The 19,079-nt window shown below is 40.1% G+C and carries 14 protein-coding genes; 6 read left to right on the top strand and 8 right to left on the bottom strand.

Annotation, left to right across the window (positions count from 1 at the left end; genetic code table 11):
* Positions 1-2: 2 nt before the first annotated feature.
* The 5 genes from NE848_RS12230 to NE848_RS12210 form a co-directional block, all read right to left on the bottom strand.
* Positions 3-2,627: a T9SS type A sorting domain-containing protein gene (locus NE848_RS12230; protein WP_252113971.1), complete on the bottom strand. Its 2,625-nt coding sequence runs from the start codon at positions 2,625-2,627 to the stop codon at positions 3-5.
* Positions 2,628-2,687: 60 nt separating this feature from the next.
* Positions 2,688-3,500, bottom strand: coding sequence for a fimbrial biogenesis chaperone (locus tag NE848_RS12225; protein ID WP_252113969.1), 813 nt, complete (start codon positions 3,498-3,500; stop codon positions 2,688-2,690).
* Positions 3,501-3,541: 41 nt separating this feature from the next.
* The gene (locus NE848_RS12220) at positions 3,542-4,036 is read right to left on the bottom strand and encodes a DUF4402 domain-containing protein (protein WP_252113967.1); all 495 of its coding nucleotides are present in this window, start codon (positions 4,034-4,036) and stop codon (positions 3,542-3,544) included.
* Between the two features lie 86 nt (positions 4,037-4,122).
* On the bottom strand, positions 4,123-4,608 hold the full coding sequence (locus NE848_RS12215; RefSeq protein ID WP_252113965.1) for a DUF4402 domain-containing protein: 486 nt from the start codon (positions 4,606-4,608) through the stop codon (positions 4,123-4,125).
* A 193-nt stretch (positions 4,609-4,801) separates the two neighbouring features.
* Positions 4,802-5,308, bottom strand: a complete 507-nt coding sequence (locus tag NE848_RS12210) for a DUF4402 domain-containing protein (protein ID WP_252113963.1) — start codon at positions 5,306-5,308, stop codon at positions 4,802-4,804.
* Between the two features lie 215 nt (positions 5,309-5,523).
* Here NE848_RS12210 and NE848_RS12205 point away from each other — a divergent pair, with 215 nt between their 5' ends.
* Genes NE848_RS12205 through NE848_RS12195 form a run of 3 tightly spaced genes read left to right on the top strand, consistent with a single transcriptional unit; the run spans position 5,524 to position 9,194 of the window.
* A complete protein-coding gene (locus NE848_RS12205; protein ID WP_252113961.1) occupies positions 5,524-5,943 on the top strand; it encodes a DoxX family protein in 420 nt (139 codons plus the stop codon).
* Between the two features lie 6 nt (positions 5,944-5,949).
* Entirely contained in the window at positions 5,950-7,848 is a 1,899-nt protein-coding gene (gnd, locus tag NE848_RS12200; RefSeq protein ID WP_252113959.1) for a decarboxylating NADP(+)-dependent phosphogluconate dehydrogenase, read from the top strand.
* Complete coding sequence (locus NE848_RS12195; RefSeq protein ID WP_252113957.1) at positions 7,848-9,194, top strand: GntP family permease; 1,347 nt, start codon at positions 7,848-7,850, stop codon at positions 9,192-9,194. The genes gnd and NE848_RS12195 overlap by 1 nt, the downstream gene beginning before the upstream one ends.
* Positions 9,195-9,240: 46 nt before the next feature.
* On the opposite strand, the gene NE848_RS12190 is transcribed toward NE848_RS12195, so the two are convergent.
* Together NE848_RS12190 and NE848_RS12185 are read right to left on the bottom strand one after the other, a co-directional pair.
* Positions 9,241-9,567 (bottom strand): hypothetical protein, encoded by a 327-nt coding sequence (locus NE848_RS12190; protein WP_252113955.1) that lies wholly within the window; start codon positions 9,565-9,567, stop codon positions 9,241-9,243.
* A gap of 139 nt (positions 9,568-9,706) precedes the next feature.
* Entirely contained in the window at positions 9,707-10,564 is an 858-nt protein-coding gene (locus NE848_RS12185; RefSeq protein WP_252113953.1) for an OmpA/MotB family protein, read from the bottom strand.
* A gap of 70 nt (positions 10,565-10,634) precedes the next feature.
* On the opposite strand from NE848_RS12185, the gene NE848_RS12180 reads away from it, so the two are divergent.
* The 3 genes from NE848_RS12180 (at position 10,635) to tamL (ending at position 18,288) form a co-directional block, all read left to right on the top strand.
* Positions 10,635-10,796, top strand: a complete 162-nt coding sequence (locus NE848_RS12180) for a hypothetical protein (protein WP_252113951.1) — start codon at positions 10,635-10,637, stop codon at positions 10,794-10,796.
* A 195-nt stretch (positions 10,797-10,991) separates the two neighbouring features.
* Positions 10,992-15,995 (top strand): translocation/assembly module TamB domain-containing protein, encoded by a 5,004-nt coding sequence (locus NE848_RS12175; RefSeq protein ID WP_252113949.1) that lies wholly within the window; start codon positions 10,992-10,994, stop codon positions 15,993-15,995.
* The gene (gene tamL, locus NE848_RS12170; protein WP_423748004.1) at positions 15,943-18,288 is read left to right on the top strand and encodes a translocation and assembly module lipoprotein TamL; all 2,346 of its coding nucleotides are present in this window, start codon (positions 15,943-15,945) and stop codon (positions 18,286-18,288) included. Before NE848_RS12175 ends, tamL begins: the two co-directional genes overlap by 53 nt.
* Here the strand turns inward: tamL and upp are convergent.
* The gene (gene upp / locus NE848_RS12165; protein WP_252113947.1) at positions 18,285-18,944 is read right to left on the bottom strand and encodes a uracil phosphoribosyltransferase; all 660 of its coding nucleotides are present in this window, start codon (positions 18,942-18,944) and stop codon (positions 18,285-18,287) included. The two genes, tamL and upp, sit on opposite strands and share 4 nt — an antisense overlap.
* Positions 18,945-19,079 lie beyond the last annotated feature (135 nt).

Here is a 19,079-nt window from a genome sequence, read left to right as displayed (position 1 = left end):
TATCATTTTTTGACCAGGACTTTTTTTGAGAATTTTCTGTTCCCTGAGATATAGCTTACCATGTAAACGCCGTTACTCTTTATTCCCTGAATATTTATGTCTTCCTTTCCTTGTACTTTTCTCACATCTATTAACTGTCCCGCGATGTTACAGATCATTAAAAGACCACTTTCCTTTTCCTGCAGGTTCATTTTTATTCCGATCTCCTGTCCTGTATTCATCAGGCTAAAAGGCTCCTGAAATATCTCTATTTCGGGTAATCCGGCCGTGCTAAAAGAAAGGTAGAAACGAGAATCATATTCAGCTTTCCCGGTGTGGAACTTATAATCCTCTTCGTTAAGGTTTACATAAGTGGCTTTTTCCTCATCAATAAGGTAGATTTTCAGATTTGCTGACAGATTCTGTATTTCCTGAAGGCTAATTGTCATCATGCCTTCCTTTTCAACTAGTAGACCCAACGGGACCTTTTCTGAACTCTTGATCATGGAGCTGGAAATTGCATTGATCGAAAGTTCTTTTCCTTCGGGGGTAATGGTGTATAGATTAGGCACCTCATAATTGGTATTAAGAAGTTTCAAGGCATCCTTTTCCTTTTCAAAATTAACAGAAGCCGATTGGTCAAAATAGATCACCATTTCATCCCTGGCACTATTTTCATTAAGCGAAGCAGAGATACGAATCAGCTCTTTCGGTGTGCTGGTTGCTTTAATGAACTGCTGGCCAAAATCGTTGACCCTTACTTCATTTGTCATCCCTAAAGTTCCACTTGAAGGATATATACCTGTTGACGGATCGCTAACATGCACAAAGAAGCCCTGCATGGAGGGAATTATATTGGAGCTATTACCATCACTGCTGGAAATTCCATTTACAAACGAAGAATAAGTACCGGTGTACTGGTCAATTACATCGGCCCTGAAGAAATATACAGCATCGTCAACGTTGTTCTTTGTCCATCCCGACGCGGAATTCCAGTCGATAGGAGAGGGGTATGGATTTCCAACCAGGTGAAAACCTTTGGTATACTTTCCGTTATGGTTTATCAGGTTCTTCTGATAGTCACCATTATTTACCGTCCCGCTTAGCTCAATGGTAATCGGAGTTGAGGCACTACCTAAATTAACCGCATAGCCTTCCATAATATTCAGGGCAGATGCAGTATTTGTATAAGCTTCCCAGCCTGAGGTATCATTATTATTAGAATCCTTTCGGTTTTCATCATATCTATAAATAAGAGGAAAACCTGATGACAGGTTTATATATGCTGAAAAATCTCCTACGGTGGAATTGCTGAAAGGAGAACTAATGTATTTATAGCCAAACGCAGGATTTATATATCTCTGCATCTTAACTTGGCCAATAACTTCTCCATTCCCCGAACCATCAATGAGGCCGGTTTGTATACTATCAGAAACCAGCGTGAAATTATTATTCGTATAAAAGGTGCCCACAGTAACTTTTAAAGAACCGGTAAGCTCAACAACAGCATTTGAAGTGACCCCATTAGCATTATTGATCTCCAGGTCTTCAATTCTATTATTAAGGAACAGATTGGATGGAATACTCTGTGCAGCTGTCCCGCTCATTTTTATTTTTCCGGAAGCGGAATCAACGGAACCAGAACTGGTAATATTTCCAGCTATCTCCAGCGTGTTATTAATAATTTGGATGCTGGCCCCGGTTTCTAAAATAAGATCCTTCACTTTTCCAGCATCACCTGTATTAAGAACCGGGTAGTTAGCCAGCCCAGAGGGAATAATTATATCTGAAGTCAGATTAGGAATATAATTACAAAGCCAGTTTTCTGCGGTATTCCAGTCCGAGTTTATAGATCCTGTCCATTCATTGTTCGTTTTAACGGTAAGGCTTGCCGGGTTGGAGACAGTAAGCTTACAACCTGCGGCGGTTGTATCCTGGTTTCTTACCACAACCCTGTACAGGTTACCCGACATACTCGTGGTTACATCGGGAAGAGTAATGGACGAAGAATTAGTTCCAATATCAGTATAGTCTGTTCCAGAAGTAGGCTTTAACTGCCATTGATAATTTACACCCACTATATCATTCACTGAAAAGGTCACAGAATCACCAATACAGGCTGACTCATCGGTAGGATCTTCCACATTGTAGCAATTCAGTTTTTCTGTATATTCGGGAGGAAAACTCTCTATGTTATCTTCCAGGTCTTCCTCGGTTCCGAAGTCACAATTATCGGTAGTTCTGGTCTCTGTACTTCCGTCATAATCGGGACAGGTAGTGAAATCTGCCGGCCATCCGTCTACTTCTCCAAAAATATAAATATTGCCTTCACTGATATCCAGGGTACCCTGGCTAGATCCCGAGTTTCTTATAAAATTTCCCTGAATAATAAGATAACTGGAGACTGAAACATTTACGAGGTTTGAAGCTTCAAAATTCCCATACACCAGAACAAAAGCAGAATCCCCCATTGAGAACTGCGCCTTATTCCCGCTCATAATAAGATCTCCATGAACGATAAGAGTTCCATTTACAACAAGGTCGCTATTATTATTGTCGAGGTAGAGGTTATTATATTCTTCGGTGGTTCCCACAGGGATGGTATGGCTACCTGAAATGGTACCATCTGTCTGTCCCCAAACCTGCAATAAGTTTAAAAAGCAGATTATGAAAAAGAATGATTTTTTTAGTGGGGCAAAGGGCATTTTTTATTCCAGATCGTATGATGTTGTGGCTAATACTTTTCCTTTGTCGGTTCTATAGCTAATAACAAGCTTTCCTTTTTTTAGCTCGATATTTTCCGGATTCTGAAGTTGAAAAGAAAAATGTCGCTTCTCATTTGGAGTATATACTGCTACCCCCTTAACAACTCCTACCTCAGAGCTAACAATATTTTCAGAATGATGTTCAACCTGTAAATTTCCATAAACCGACATATTTCCTTCTCTCTCAATATCCAGGGAAATAATCTTGTTATCGGAGTCAAAGGAAACATTGGTTAAGTCTACTTTGGTGGTAGATGTTCCTTTCCTGATGATCACCGGAATACTGATTCCAAATACGGTTTTAATGTTAATCGAAATATTGCCGTCATTCTCTTTGGTCTCTTCACTACCCAGTGCAGTTTGTTCTTCCACAGCCCTGAAATAAAGGTGTGACCTGTATTCTCCTTCGTTCATTTCTCCTGTTCTTGTAAGCTGAAGTCTCACGGTCTGTGCTTCGTTTGGTGCAAGGCTAACCCTGCGGGGATAATATCTGAGAAAATTATCGGCAAATCTTTGTCCGTCTTCAGGTTCGGTAATCTGTTCAAAACTTCCGTCTTCCTTCATCTTATACTGAAGGAATGAAATAGCGTAGGTAGCGGAATCATTTCCCGTATTTGCCAGGCTTATTTCCTGAGACCTTTCAGAGCCGTCAAAAACCAGACGCTTGGGCATGATCATCAGATCTCCCTGCGCGAAGACTGATTGAAAAATGAATAAAAAAATAAGAGTTAGCAGGTAGGGGGGAGCTATTTTCATTGGGGTAGATTTAAATCAAATCATTTGAAAGTTTGAAATGGTCAATTATAGGTCACAGTGACATTGAATCCTGATGAATTGGTATAAAAACCAGGTGGCTGATTTGCTTCAAGATTTAAAGTAGCACCTATCTTTAAAATATCGGTATCGTTTCCAGTTATCTCCGGCTCTACCGTAAAACGGTCTATAACCAGGAACTGATTTGGATTAGCCTCGTTGAATAAAGTAAAATTCTCTGGCAGGGTGATCGAGTAATTATAATTCCCATGTTTAACCACAGCTTCGGCGGCACTTACTTCACCGGGATTGGCGGGAGATAGTTGCACTCCAAAAGCTGTCCTGCTTCCTTCAGGAGACAATATGAGTGTACCGGGATTATAACCACTAATCACATTTCCAAAATGCAGGTCTACATTTTTTGTGATCTCTATAGGCTCAACGATCACCGCCGTACTGTTAACCGAAGTTGAAGAAGACGATTGGGCATAAATCCCAGAACAGAAACATACGAGTACAACAAGAAGAGAATTCTTCATAATTTACCGGTTAAAGATTACTGTTGACTAAACAAATAACGCCGCCGTAACAGGACGGCGTTACTTTATAATATTCTATATTCTGTCTATTCGTAAGTAACCGTCACCGTCACATCGCCGGTATAAGTGCCAGTTGCCTGATTTGCACCAACCTGTAGAGTTCCTCCAACGGTAAAACTTGAGTCAGCAAGACCTGAAGTCGATGAAAGACTTGTAGTTATATTATTAAGCGTCATGGTATCGCCGCCTGCAGTCTGTAGAACGTCACCGGATGTGGTTACCCCATATCTCATTCCGGTCGCCCTGGTTACCGTAAAAGTAGGGACTGTAAAAGTACTAGTGCTTATTTCCATATTGGAATTGTCAAAGGTTCTGCTGGTTCCTGCGGCATCTATAATCACATTACCGGCAGTTGCATCCTGAGCGATTTTCCCAAAATTTAGAGAACCTGAAGAGGTAATGCTTATGGGACTTACAATTTCTGCATTAACGGTAGCAGTTCCAGATGCTGAACTTTGAGCAAAACAGTTGGCAGTAAAAAAAGCTAATAGTAAAAAAGTAAAATTTTTCATAGTAGAGTAGGTTTTAATAGATCAATTTAGCGCAGTAAAGATGGGGTGAAGGAGTGATCTAATCAAAAAAACTCGATAACCAACTTTATATAATCGTTGAAATACAGTAATTAATATTTTATTAGGAAGTGTATATTACCTTAAAAAGTGATGTAGGTAATTTAATTCAACTCTAAAGTCCTTCTGTAAGAATTTAATTATAGTTTACCGTAACCTCAATGGGAGCGGGGGAAGAATACACTCCAGGTCTCTGGTTTGGTGCAATTTCCAGGGTAGCACCCAGTCTTATCATCTGTGTGCCGGCTAGCAGGGTTTGAGTTTTCAAATCTGAGGTAAAATCTTTAATCGTAATATTTTCAGGTCCATTGACCAGAACAAAATCTCCTTCTGGTAGACAAAGATCAAAAGAATATCCGCTTTGTCCTTTGATTTCAAAAGTTGCAGCAGAAACCCCTGAAGTGTTGTCCAGAAGGACATCTCCAGAACTAGAACGGGTATTATCAGGATTTAATGTTACTGTCCCACCATTCCGGGCATCGATGCTCGCGAAGTTCATATCAGAGGTTGCCTGTATCTCAATAGGATCAATTATTGTAACCGTCGCAGTAAAGGACGCTGTAGCACTTCTTTGACTAATTCCGGAAAATGATATTAGAAAAAATAAGCAGGCAGGAATAAAAAACCTTAGGCTATTAAACATACTTAAAATTAAGTAATTATAAATATAAAACAAAAAATAGATGAAAGGCATAAAAAATCGATAAAAAACATTTTTAATGATTGGTTGAAAAATTCATGGCTTTTTTAAAACCGGATTATTTGAGTTACTAATTTTACTTTTAAGGATCCTTCTACTCCAATTCACTTAACAATCAGAAAAACTTTTCTATCTTTTATTCTTAAATAATTTCTATTATGAAAAATACTTACACAACTAATCTTGATCTTCGAAGCCTGGATTTTGGATTGTTAATATTCAGAGTGGCAATTGCAGGACTTATGCTCACTCACGGATTTTCTAAATTCACAAGGTTCTTTGGTATAGAGGAGATAACCTTTGGAGACCCCTTAGGTTTTGGACAAACCTTTACTTTTACCTTTGCTGTTTTTGCCGAATTCTTTTGTTCGGTTTTAATAATTTTTGGCTTCCTTACCAGAATTGCTGCTATTCCTCTCATTATCACCATGGGAGTTGCCGCCCTGGTAGTGCATATGCCCGATGGTTTCGGAAAACAGGAATTGCCATTATTATATATGTTTGGGTTTATCCTTCTTCTGTTTTCAGGCCCCGGAAAGTACTCTCTGGACTTTTTCCTAGGCAAAAGGAAAAAGTAAGTACTGATGCAGATATTTGTTTTAATGGGGGTCTCCGGAGTTGGAAAGACAACTCTTGGAGTAGTCCTGGCTTCAAGGCTCGATCTACCGTTTTTTGAAGGTGACGATTTTCATACAAAAGAAAATATCCAAAAAATGAAGAGCGGACAACCGCTTAATGATGAAGATCGTAAAGAGTGGCTTAAAAGAATAGCAAAAAGGATCGGGGAAAGTTCACAAAGAAATGGAGGAGTTTTTACATGTTCGGCCTTAAAGGAAAAATATAGAAAGTTTATCCAGGATCGGGTTCAGGTAAATATTGAGTGGATCTATCTCTATGATAGCTTTGAAACCATACACGAAAGAATGAAGGCAAGGAAGGATCATTTTTTTAAACCAGAAATGCTTCGATCCCAATTTGATATCCTTGAACCGCCCAAATATGGGATCCAGGTAAAAGTAAGCGCATCACCAGAACAGACTTTAAAGGACCTTATGGCTAAAATAGATAAACCCGAAATGGGCATAATAGGTTTAGGGGTTATGGGTAAAAGCCTGGCCCTTAATATGGCCACCAACGGAATTCGTGTGTCGGTTTATAACCGTGAAGTTCCCGGAGAGGAAGAAGGAATAGCAAGAAACTTTCATGAAGAATATAGTTCCCGGTTTGAACTTCCATGGTTTAATGATCTTAAGGAATTTGTGGAGCATTTGCCCAGACCAAGAAATATCCTGCTTATGGTAAAAGCTGGTAAAGCTGTTGACTCTGTCATTAGTGAATTATTACCACTGCTTGAAGCGGATGATCTGCTATTAGATGCAGGAAACTCTCATTTTATCGATACCGAAAGAAGGATTCGTGAATTAGGGGATAAAAAAATACACTACCTGGGAATCGGTATATCTGGCGGTGAAGAAGGAGCCAGAAATGGCCCTTCCATTATGCCTGGCGGTTCCATGGAAGCTTACCAGAGGGTAGAAATTATTTTAAATCTTATAGCCGCAAGGGATAAAGATGGTAGACCATGCTGCAGTTACATAGGTCCTGAAGGTTCAGGGCACTTTGTAAAAATGCTTCATAACGGTATCGAATATGGCGAGATGCAGCTAATTGCCGAATTCTATCATTTTATGAGGTTTTACCTAAAACTTAGCCTTGCCGAAATTTCTACTATTTTTAAAAAATGGAATGCAGAACTCAATAGTTACCTTCTAGGAATCTCTGCAGATATTCTGCAAAAAGAGGAGAATGGAAGTCTTCTACTGGATAGTATTCTTGATGTGGCCGGTCAGAAGGGGACGGGTGGCTGGTCCACCCAGGCAGCCCTTGACCTGGGAATTTCGCTTGATACTATTACAGCAGCGGTGATGGCCCGTAATCTTTCTGGCAATAAGGAAAGAAGAGTCAAGGCAGAAAAGGAATACGAATTTAGGAATGAAATAAAAGTGACCGATTCAATTAAAGGATGCCTTTTCGGTGCATTTAAAGCCGCTCAGGTCATAAATCATTCAATCGGTTTTGATCTCTTATTTAAGGCTTCCGTGGAATACAACTGGAAACTCAATCTTTCTGAAATAGCAAGGATATGGACTAATGGCTGTATCATCCGATCAGGCTTTATGGAAAGCCTTGTGGAGATATTAAAAGAAAATCCTGCCAGCCATATTTTAATGAGTTCTGAAATAATTACTGAAATCAAATCACATAAAGATTTGCTTTCTGAAGTCGTTGCTATGGCTATTAAAAGGAATTGCCCTATGCCGGTGAGTTCTGCAGCCATTAATTACCTGAATGTTTTTGCTTCTGCCCAGTCTTCAGCTAATATAATTCAGGCTCAAAGAGATTACTTTGGGGCTCACGGGTATGAACGTACCGACAGTGAGCGTGGTGAATATTATCATACCCAATGGAAAAATACTGATTAATGGAAATTCCTTTATTACTGGCTGTCATCGCAGGTATTGCATTACTGCTTTTCCTTATTCTTAAACTTAAGATCCAGGCTTTCCTGGCACTCCTTATTGTATGTATCGTTGTGGGTTTGCTAGCCGGTCTGCCAGCTTTAGAGATCATGGAAACCATGAAAGAAGGTATGGGAAGCACACTTGGTTTTGTGGCTACCGTGGTGGGACTTGGAGCTCTTTTTGGAGGAATACTGGAACAATCTGGAGGGGCCCAGAAACTTGCCAGCAGTATTCTCGAAAAAACAGGACAGAAAAGAGCCCCCTGGGCTATGATGCTTACGGGGTTCGCAATAGCCATCCCTGTATTCTTTGACGTGGCTTTTATTATCCTGGTACCGGTCACTTATGCGTTAAGTAAGAAAACGGGGAAATCATTGCTTTTATTTGCTCTGCCATTACTGGCTGGTCTGGCTATTACTCATGCATTTATTCCGCCAACCCCTGGACCCATAGCCGTTGCAGATATACTTGGCGCCGACCTTGGATGGGTGATTTTGTTTGGATTTATAGCGGGTTTACCGGCAGCGATCATAGGCGGACCTCTATTTGCAAAATATATATCCAGAAGAATATATATAGAACCGGGACATTTTACCGAAGCTGAAGAAGAGACTATAGATAATCCTCCATCGGCCGGTTTAATCATCTTGATTATTTTTGTTCCAATTCTGCTAATAGTTTTGAGTACTCTTATTAACAGTCCCTTCTTTGATCAGATCCAGATTCCTTCTGGGGTGTTATATACAATAAGTTTGCTGGGACACCCCTTTACGGCATTGATAATTGCCAATTTACTTGCCTGGTATTTTATAGGGATAAGAAGGGGGATGGGAAAGGAGTTTCTTTTGAAAGTTGCTACTTCCTCATTTCAGGCTGCAGGGATCATAATTCTTTTAACCGGTGCGGGTGGTGCTTTTAAACAGATACTTATAGCCACAGGAGCGGGAGAAATGATCGCAGGAGGCTTAAATGATTCCTTGCTTAATCCATTGCTATTCGGATTTATAGTGGCTGTATTAATAAGGATTTTGCAAGGCTCTGCTACCGTAGCGATGATAACAGCAGCAGGAATTACTGCGCCTGTAGTTTCCGGGGCAGATTATTCAATGCCTCATATTGCACTTATAGTTATTGCAATTGCCGCAGGTGCTTCCAGCTTTTCACATGTGAATGATAGTGGATTCTGGCTTGTTGGAAAGTATCTTGGTCTCACCGAAAAACAGACATTTGCCTCTTGGACTGTAATGACCTGTTTGATCGCCCTGGTTGGCCTTACAGTAAGTCTTTTTCTCTGGTATATAATTTAAATAATAGACCCATCTAGCAGGATGGGTCTATCAGAATATTTACGTCTCAAATCTTCTTATCAGAATCTGGATGTTCCTTTGACTTTTGTCTGTCTGGACGGGAACCCTTTTTGTTATACTGCCAGTTTTGTTCATCGGGAATCTGTCCCTCATTAGAAGCTTCCTCTTTATTGCTCCCTGGGACGTCCATTTCTTCTGCCGTGAAATCTACAGGTTGTTTGCGATCAAGTGCTTTATCCTGGCCTTTATTCATACTCCGGCCTTTTTCATTTAAAGCCTGCTTATCCTCAGGGGTAACTTCAGGGTTATAAGGAAGGTCATCCGGCTTTCCCTTCTTTTTTTCTTCTTCAGGTCTGTTGACTTCTTTCTTCATAACTGTTGGTTTATCATTTTTAATAAGTTAACCAATCCATCTCATTTTGAGATTTTTAAGAGGTTAAAATCGAGTTAAAGATGTCAAATAAAAAAAAGGGAAGCAATCACTTCCCTTTTTATGACCTTCAATAATAATGTTAGTCTAATTGATCGGTTTCGGCTACCTGAGTATCAGATTCAAGCATAGCGAAGAATTTATCCAGATTAGGAATTATCACTATTCTTGTTCTACGGTTTTTAGCCATGTTTTCTTTATTGGTATTATCTACAAGGGGTTGGTAACTACTTCTACCAGCAGCGATCAGTTTTGAAGGGTCTACATCATATTTATCCTGCAGAAGTCTAACAATAGAGGTAGCTCTTCTTACACTAAGGTCCCAGTTATCCTTAAGATAAGAATCTTTCACGATTGTACGATCATCAGTGTGACCTTCAATCATAACTTCCATAGCAGGCTCGCTGTTGATCACTTCGGCAAGTTTTTTAAGAAGTGGTTGTGCCTTATTGGTCACTCTATAGCTACCACTTCCAAAAAGAAGTTTGTCTGATACATTGATCATTACAACAGTTTCATCAACGCTGATGTCGATATCATCTTCATCGGCACCTTCTGAAATGTTTTGCTTCAGGTTATAAGAAACTGCCAGGTTAATTGAATCCTCAAGGGTTTTAGCTCCCTGTACTTCTTCAGGATCCATTTTGGCGATGGTGTTACGCATTCTATCCTTGGTCTTCTTAGACATTACCGTTAGATCGTTCATTTCCATCATACCTTCATTCTCCGTTTTCAGAGAATTGATCTTGGCATTATATTCTGCCACCCTGGCTTCGATACGGGCATATTTCTCTTCAATTTCTTCCTTCTCTACACGGGTTTTTTGTAAAGTACTCTTAGTATCGTTCAGTTCACTTTCAAGTGCGACATATTTCTTCTTCGACACACAAGAAGTTAACATGGTCGCAGCCAATACCGTTACAGTTATTACTCTTTTCATAAATAGATTTTTTAAAGTTGAATTGATTAATTATCTAGTTTTTCTAATCGTTTATAGAAGTGCGACAATAATGCCACGTAAGAATAATCTGGTATCAGGAACTTTTCCTGAATATGATCAGGATAGACTTAAAATGGTGCTAAGCCTTATTATTACAGGACTTAAAGAAGATTTTAGTTTTTCTGATTTCTTTTTAAAGTATATAATTCCAATTCGTATTTATGTCATTTAAAGGCATCAAAAACTGTGGAAATCTTCATAAAATGTGTAAAATTTCTCCACAATTATCAGTGAGTATTTATTCCGAATACTTAGTAATAACAGCATTTTCTAAGGATTTTAACACAAGTTTACCAGAAATTAAGTTTTCATCTTTTCACTTTATCTTGCTTAAACGATAACTTTGAGATTCACTAAAATCCACTGCTTGGCAAATTATAGGAAACAGGTATTGAAGATCTTGAAGTTACTGGGAAAAATCTTCCTCGGCCTGCTTATTTTTCTGCTGGTTATTATTCTGTTCGTCAGAAGTCCCTGGGGCCAGAATATCATAAAAGATAAATTCATTGGTTCTATTGAAAAAGAATCTGGAGCCCACATTGACCTGGAGAAAATATTTATTCAGTTCAATGGCGATATTCAGCTGGATGAGCTTTATATAGAAGATCCTGGTGGAGATACCATAATTTATTCTAAGAGCCTTTCAGCCAATATTGGACTGTGGGAATTAATTAAGGGCAATACATTTGCCCTGAACGATCTGAACGCGAATAACCTGAGGGCAAAAATTATTCGCAAAGATTCTGTTCAGGGATTCAATTATGAGATCCTTATGAAAGCTTTTGCCAGCGATACCACCCAGGCATCCCCGGTAGACAGTGCCTCTAATCCTATGGGAATTAGTATTGGGGATCTCAACCTTCAGGATTTTGATATAATATATAAAGATGAAGTTTCTGGGATAGACTCAAAATTCCGATTCCAGAACCTGCAATTGAACCTGAATGAGACCGATATTCAGAATATGATATACAGGGCAGGGGAGATCTACCTGGCCAATGCCGAAATATATTACACCCAGACCAAAGCATTTCCTGAAAGTGACGAAGAGCCGATGGCCGATCCTATATTTGGGATTGAGGATTTGAAATTCAGCAATGTAAAGCTGGTATATAACAGTGTTCCGGATTCTCTTTTTACCGATGCTGATATTGAGGACCTTCAGCTAACTGATGCGGGGATTGATCTAAAAAAGCTCAGTATCTCAGGTAAATCGGTCAGGCTTGCAAATTCTGAGGTCATTTTAAAAATGGAACAACAGAGCTCCGCTGCTTCTTCTAAAAATAACAATGATTCATCCGGCTTTGAATGGCCTGAATGGAAAATAGATATCGCCAGTATAGATCTGCAGAATAATGATCTTTTTTATTCGGTGAACGATACCAAAGTAAGGGAAGGGATCTTTGATCCTAATGCCGTTAAACTAGATAGTCTTAACCTTTTGGCAGAAGAGCTTAAATATGAAAAGAAAAAAGCCACAGCGAACATTCAGAAATTAGAGTTCCGGGAAGGTTCTGGCATACATGTAAATAAGCTCAACATTAGAGCTATGGTTAGCGATGAGCGAATGGAATACAATGATCTGAACATTGCCGCCAACAATAATACTGCATCGGGCGAGGTGATTATTGATTATTCAAATATGAACGAATTCATAGAACAGCCCGGTAATGCTACTATGCAGGCTAATCTTAACAATATAAGGCTGTACCTTCGAGATATTTTTCGGTTCCAGCCAGATTTAAGAAATAATGAATACCTGCGTTCCCTGGCTGCCGCGCCTGTAAACGGAAATATAGCAGCATCGGGAAAGCTAAGTGATCTGGAAGTGCTAGCATTTGATCTCAGATGGAAGAATACCATTGTGTCAGGACGCGGAAAAATTAAAAACATACAGGATCCTGATAATTTGTTATTCCACCTTCCCGATGCAAGTATCAGTTCACAGCGGTCAGATCTGATAAATTTTGTAAAGGAAGAGGATATTGGGATAAGCCTGCCTGAAAAGATAAGCTGGAATGGAAGTATATCGGGCAGTACTTCAAGAATTGAAACCGTATCTGTATTGAAGACCTCTGATGGTAGCCTTGATATAAACGGTAATTTTGAAATAGGAGAACAGGTCGTTTTTGACGCAGAGGTAAAAGGGGATAGTATAGCGCTCGGGAAATTGCTGCAAAATGAAAGCCTCGGGGATATTCAATTGCAGTTAAAAACTTCGGGGAAGGGAAGCTCCATTGAAGACCTGGACGCCACTTTAGAATCTACCATTTCCTCTTTTACATACAGGGATTATGAATTCCGGGATATAGATATAGACGGGGAACTGGAAAATGGCCGGGGGCCGGTAAATCTATTTTACCAGGACGCCAACCTGGACATGGAAGCCCAGACCCAGATCGCATTAGATACAGTATCCCCCCGTTTTGATTTTACGGTTTATCTTGATGGTGCCGATCTTGGAGAACTGGGAATAACTCAAAAAAGTATTAAGACCGGATTTGTGCTTGAAGGCTGGTTTGAGGGTGATGCGAATAATTATGAAGCTGAGGCAGAGATAAAAGATGGTGTAGCCGTCTATAATAATAAGACTTATTTGCTGGGGAGCTTTAATGCTTCAGCCTATGTTAGGCCAGATACCACTTCGGTTCAGGTAGATAACAGGGTGATAGACCTTGATCTTCAGTCCAATGCCGATCCTGTGGCTTTCACCGCAGCGATCGATCGCCATTTCAAGAGATATATTACTGAGAATTATAATGAAGATTCCATTATAAAACCGGTAAACCTTAAATTAAACGCTAAGATTAGCCAGGCGCCAATTCTCAATGAGGTTTTTCTTGTGAACCTTGAAGAGCTGGATAGTGTTGATATAGATGTTGATTTCAGGGAGAAGGACCGTGAACTTGATGCTTCCATTGCTGTTCCCTTTATTAATTACTACAGCAGTGAGATAGATAGTTTAAAACTGGATATGCGTTCAGATCCCACCGATCTTAATTTTGAATTTGCTTTTAATGAATTGAATGCAGGTCCGCTTGCGATCAAAAAAACAATTCTCAAAGGAAATGTTTTAAACCGAAAGCTTAATCTTGATTTCTCCTCCCTGTATGAAAATGATAGCCTGGTACATGTAAACTCTGAACTGAACTTTCAGGGTGACACCCTCAAATTCCATATAAATCCACGGAACCTTATTTTAAATCGAAATCCCTGGGACGTTGCGGAGTCCAATCAAGTAAGCTATGCAAAGGAATATCTTTCCTTCCGGGATTTCAGATTAACCAGGAACGATCAGGAAATGCAGTTAAGCAATAATGCACCTGGTGTCGAAAAAGAACATCTTAGCCTTGATTTCAGGAATTTTAAACTGGCCGCATTTCTGAACTATCTGAACCCTGAAAATCAGCTCGCCAAAGGTCAGCTTAATGGAAATCTCACCTATGAAGATCCTTTTGGAAAGACCGGCCTATTAGCCGATATGCAGATCAATCAGTTTGAGGTGATGGACGTTGATCTTAACACTCTGAGCCTGAAGGGTAATTCGAAAGGTTTTAGCACTTATGATTTCGAGATGGCGATGAAAGGGGGAGAGGTTGATCTGGATCTTACGGGATCCTATATAGCGGATGAAACGTCGGCTAAACTGGATATGAACCTTGATCTCAATGAAGTTAAAATGACAGCACTTGAGGGCTTTTCTTTAGGTGAAATTAAAAATGGAAGCGGGAGTTTCTCAGGCAATTTCACGCTGAATGGTACCGTTGCAGAACCTCAATATACCGGGAGCCTGAAGTTTAATAATGCCGGTTTTAATATTGCATTTCTCAACGCTCCATTCGTTTTGCCGAATGAAGAGCTTACACTGGATAATGAGGGCGTATATTTTAATGATTTCAACATTAATGATAATAACCAGAACTCTTTTGTGGTAAATGGAAAAATTACCACAAAGAAGTTATTAAATCCGGGTTTTGATCTTGATTTCCAGGCGAGGGATTTCAGACTTCTTAACTCCACAGAAGAAGATAATTCTCTTTTCTATGGAGAGGCCGTGGTAGATGTTGATGCCCAGGTTACAGGAGACCTTAATTTGCCGGTAGTGAATATGGATCTGGACGTTAAGGAAAGTACCAATTTCACCTATGTAGTGCCCGAGACCGAGTTACAAATGAAAGAACGGGATGGAATTGTGATCTTCGTTAATAAGGAAAATCCGGATGATATACTCACTCAGACCGAAGAAGAATCTTATGTGATTTCTGGCTATGATATTTTTTCAAGGATAAGAGTCGATGAAGGAGCCACCTTCAATGTAATTATCAACCAGGATACGGGCGATAAATTCCAGGTTCAGGGAGAAGGAGACCTTATTTTCAATATGTATCCTAACGGTAGGCTTTCACTCACCGGAATATATGAGATCAATGATGGCTTTTATGAGATGAGCCTTTACAATCTCGTAAAAAGAAGATTTGATATTGCCGATGGCAGCAGGGTTTCCTGGGCAGGAGATCCTTTTGATGCCCAACTGGATGTTAGGGCCATCTACGAGGTCGAAACTTCAGCCTCCTCCCTGATGGCTTCCCGGTTATCGGCAACAGATCCTGGTACAACGCAAAGGTACCGACAGGAACTTCCATTCTATGTTTATCTGAATATTGACGGTGAACTTATGGAACCAAAGATATCCTTCAGCCTTGATATGCCTGAAGATGAACAGGGTGCCGTTGGAGGGCAGGTATACGGAATGGTGCAACAGCTGAATAACCAGGAACAGGAACTGAATAAACAGGTCTTTTCGTTATTGGTTCTTAACCGTTTCTTTCCAGGGTCTGGTAGCGATGGAAGTCGTGGCGGTACTTTGGCAGTGGCCAGAGATAACCTGAATGAGGCATTATCAGATCAGCTTAATATGCTTTCCAGCAGAATACTTGGTGAAAGCGGACTGCAGTTGAATTTTCAGGTTGATAGTTTTACCGATTACCAGGGGGAAAGTCCTCAAGACAGGACACAGCTTGACGTAAGTGCCCAAAAAGCCTTTCTGGAAGACCGTCTTATAGTAGAGGTGGGAAGTGAACTCGATATTCAGGGAGGCAATCAGCCGGGGCAGGAAACAAGTCCCGTTATTGGTAATGTGAGTATTTCTTATCTGCTTGACGAAAATGGCGTATGGCGTCTGAAAGGTTTCAGCAGGAGTCAGTACGAGAATGTGATAGACGGCCAACTAATTGTGAGCGGGATCGCTTTGATCTTCACTAAGGAATTCAACAAGTTTAAGGATATGTTCGAGCGAGCAGTGATGGAAAAAGTTAAAAATGATAAGGAAAGTGAATCTGAAAAGAAAGAAGGTAGTACAGATGAGAATTAAACCAGGCCTCATATTGCTCGTTGTAGCCTTAATTCAGGCATGTAGTGTGAAGAAATTCATTCCTGATGATGAATTCCTTTATACCGGAGCCAGAATCAAAATAGAATCAGATACCACCATTAAGGAAAAACCTGAGTTAAAGGCCGAACTTGAAAGCGTGCTGAGACCGGAACCGAATGCTAAAATACTTGGAATGAGACCCGGTTTGTATTTTCATTATAAAGCGCAAAAGGAAAAACCAGGCTTCATCAATAAATTCCTTAACAAGAAGATGGGAGAGGAACCGGTATACCTATCAGATGTAGATATTAGCAATACGGAAGATCTGCTTTTAAACCGACTCGAAAACAGGGGCTTCTTTTACAGTCGGGTTAGTTCAGACACCGAAAAGAATGAAAAGTCTAAAACAGCTAGTGCATCTTATGAACTTAAGGTTCCAGATCCATATACCATGCAGTCTTATCAATTGGATTCAGACTCCCTGATCGTTTACAGGAATATCCAGGAAAATTTTGACAAGACATTGCTGGAACAGGGAATGCGATTTGATCTACCAAGACTGAAGGCCGAAAGGGAACGAATAGACCTTCACCTCAAAAAGGACGGTTATTATAATTTTAATCCAGGCTTCCTGATATTCGAGGCCGATACCAATCAATATGACAAAAAAAGGTTTGATCTCTTTCTGAGATTAAAGAAAGATGTCCCGCCTAAATCTGTGATTCCTTACCAGGTCTCTAATGTGAATGTTTATGCTAATTACAATGTTGATGAAGATTCACTGACCAAAAATTATGAGCGATACGAGGATAAGAATTACTTCCAGGAAGAACTTTTCTTTAAGCCCAAACGCCTGGATCCTTATATTCTTATTGAAACCGGGGATTACTACGATCCTGAAAAATCGAGAAATACCAGCAGGAGACTTGGTTCTATAGGTGCCTATAAATTTGTGAATATACAGTATGAAGAGATAGATACACTCGCTACCGACAGTCTTGGTTTGCTTGAAGCCAACATTTACCTGTCACCTTTAAAAAAACGAGCGATAAGGGCAGAATTACAGGCACTCACAAAATCGAATAATTTCGCCGGTCCACATTTGGGAATCACCTTTTCTAACAGGAATCTTTTTAAAGGTGGGGAGAGCTTTCATATTTCGGGCAATGTAGGATATGAATTCCAGGCGGGAACTAACGGGGAAGCGGGACGCAATAGTATCCAGCTGGCTCTTACCAACGATCTTATAATTCCACGCATGATTTTCCCGATAGACATAAATGAAGATTTCTTTGAATATTCCATTCCTAAAACCAAGATCAGCCTGGGTGGGGATTATCTTAAGAGAAGTCAGTTATTCAGCCTGACATCGCTTTCAGCACGCTTCGGATATTACTGGAATGCCAATCGCTATGTTTCCCATGAATTGAATCCTATAAATTTCAATTATGTGAAGCTGGGAAATACTACCCAGGAATTCAGGGATGTCCTGATTGAAAATCCGTTTTTGCAGAGAAGTTTCGATCAGGAATTCATAGCGGGGCTCACATATTCCTTCATTTATAACGGCCTGGTAGATTTGGGAAAAAAACATGTGTTTTATTTAAATACCAACCTTGACATTGCCGGAAATACTTTCGGTTTAATTGGAAAAGAAGCCGAATCTGGCAAAAAAGAAGTATTTGGTCTTGAATATGCCCAGTATGCCAAAGTGGATGCAGATTTCAGGTATCATTTCCGGTTGGGAGATTCTCAGGTGATAGCGACGAGATTATTTGCAGGCTATGGAATCCCTTACGGGAATTCTGATGTGATGCCTTTCAGTAAGCAATATTTTTCTGGCGGGCCTTACAGTGTTAGGGCATTCAGAACACGATCTTTAGGCCCCGGAGATTATACTCCTCCTGAAGATGGAGATGTAGGATATAGAGACCAGTACGGAAATATAAGACTGGAAGCCAATGCTGAATACCGATTCCCAATTATAACTTATTTGAATGGGGCATTCTTTATTGATGCAGGGAATGTATGGACCAGTAAAGTAAATCCCGACCTTCAGCCGGAGGGATCTGAAGAACAAAACCAACCGGCCAATATTGGACAGTTTAGTGGGAATTTTATCAATGAATTCGGAATAGGAGGGGGTGTTGGTTTACGAATTGATATTCAGAATTTCGTAATAAGATTTGATCTGGCTGCTCCTATGCATGATCCTTCCCTGCCAGCAGGGCAGAGATGGGATTTCGATATTACGAACCCAGTTTTCAATTTTGCGATAGGCTATCCGTTTTAATGTTGAAGCTTATTGCCAAAGCAGAGATCACCCGCATCACCAAGGCCCGGAACTATATAACCGTTCTTGTCAAGCTCATGATCTATGGTGGCTATCCATAGTTTGGAATTTTCGGGAAATACAGATTTAAGATACTCTATACCTTCATCTGAACCTATTACAGATACCAGGTGGATCTTCGCAGGTTGCCCCATTGGTTCCAGAGCTTTTAAAACATTGGAAAAAGACCGGCCCGTAGCCAGCATGGGGTCAGCCAGGATTAGTGTTTTTCCCTCCAGTGAGGGAGAAGCTAAATATTCAACTAGTATCTCAAAATTCTCATCATTATCGGGATGATGCCGGTAAGCTGAAATAAAAGAGTTTTCTGCATCATCAAAGTAATTAAGGAGTCCCTGGTGCAAGGGAAGACCGGCACGAAGTATAGAACAAATAACCAATTCGTCTTCCGGGAGGGGTATAGCAGACTTTCCCAAAGGCGTTTCGATCTCTTTCCTGGTATAATTAAGTTCCTTGCTTAGCTCATAGGCCAGGATCTCTCCAAGGCGCTCAATATTACGCCTGAAACGCATTCTGTCTCCCTGGACTTTGATATCTCTTAACTGAGCAATGAATTTACTTGCAACCGAATTGGTTTTGAGTAGTTCCTGAACCTGCATGATTATGATAATTATAGATGATCTCTCAAATGTAAGCTTTTCCTCATAGAAAATAATTAATAGAAGTTGACAGGCGACTGTAAATACCAGCTTGAATTTCCGTTTTTAGAAAGCTTTTCAAACAAATTAAAAAAG

This window comes from Gramella jeungdoensis (genome assembly GCF_023805255.1).
GTDB lineage: Bacteria > Bacteroidota > Bacteroidia > Flavobacteriales > Flavobacteriaceae > Christiangramia > Christiangramia jeungdoensis.
Note: the sequence above shows the minus strand (reverse complement) of the source record. Positions and strands in the feature narration are given on the sequence as shown.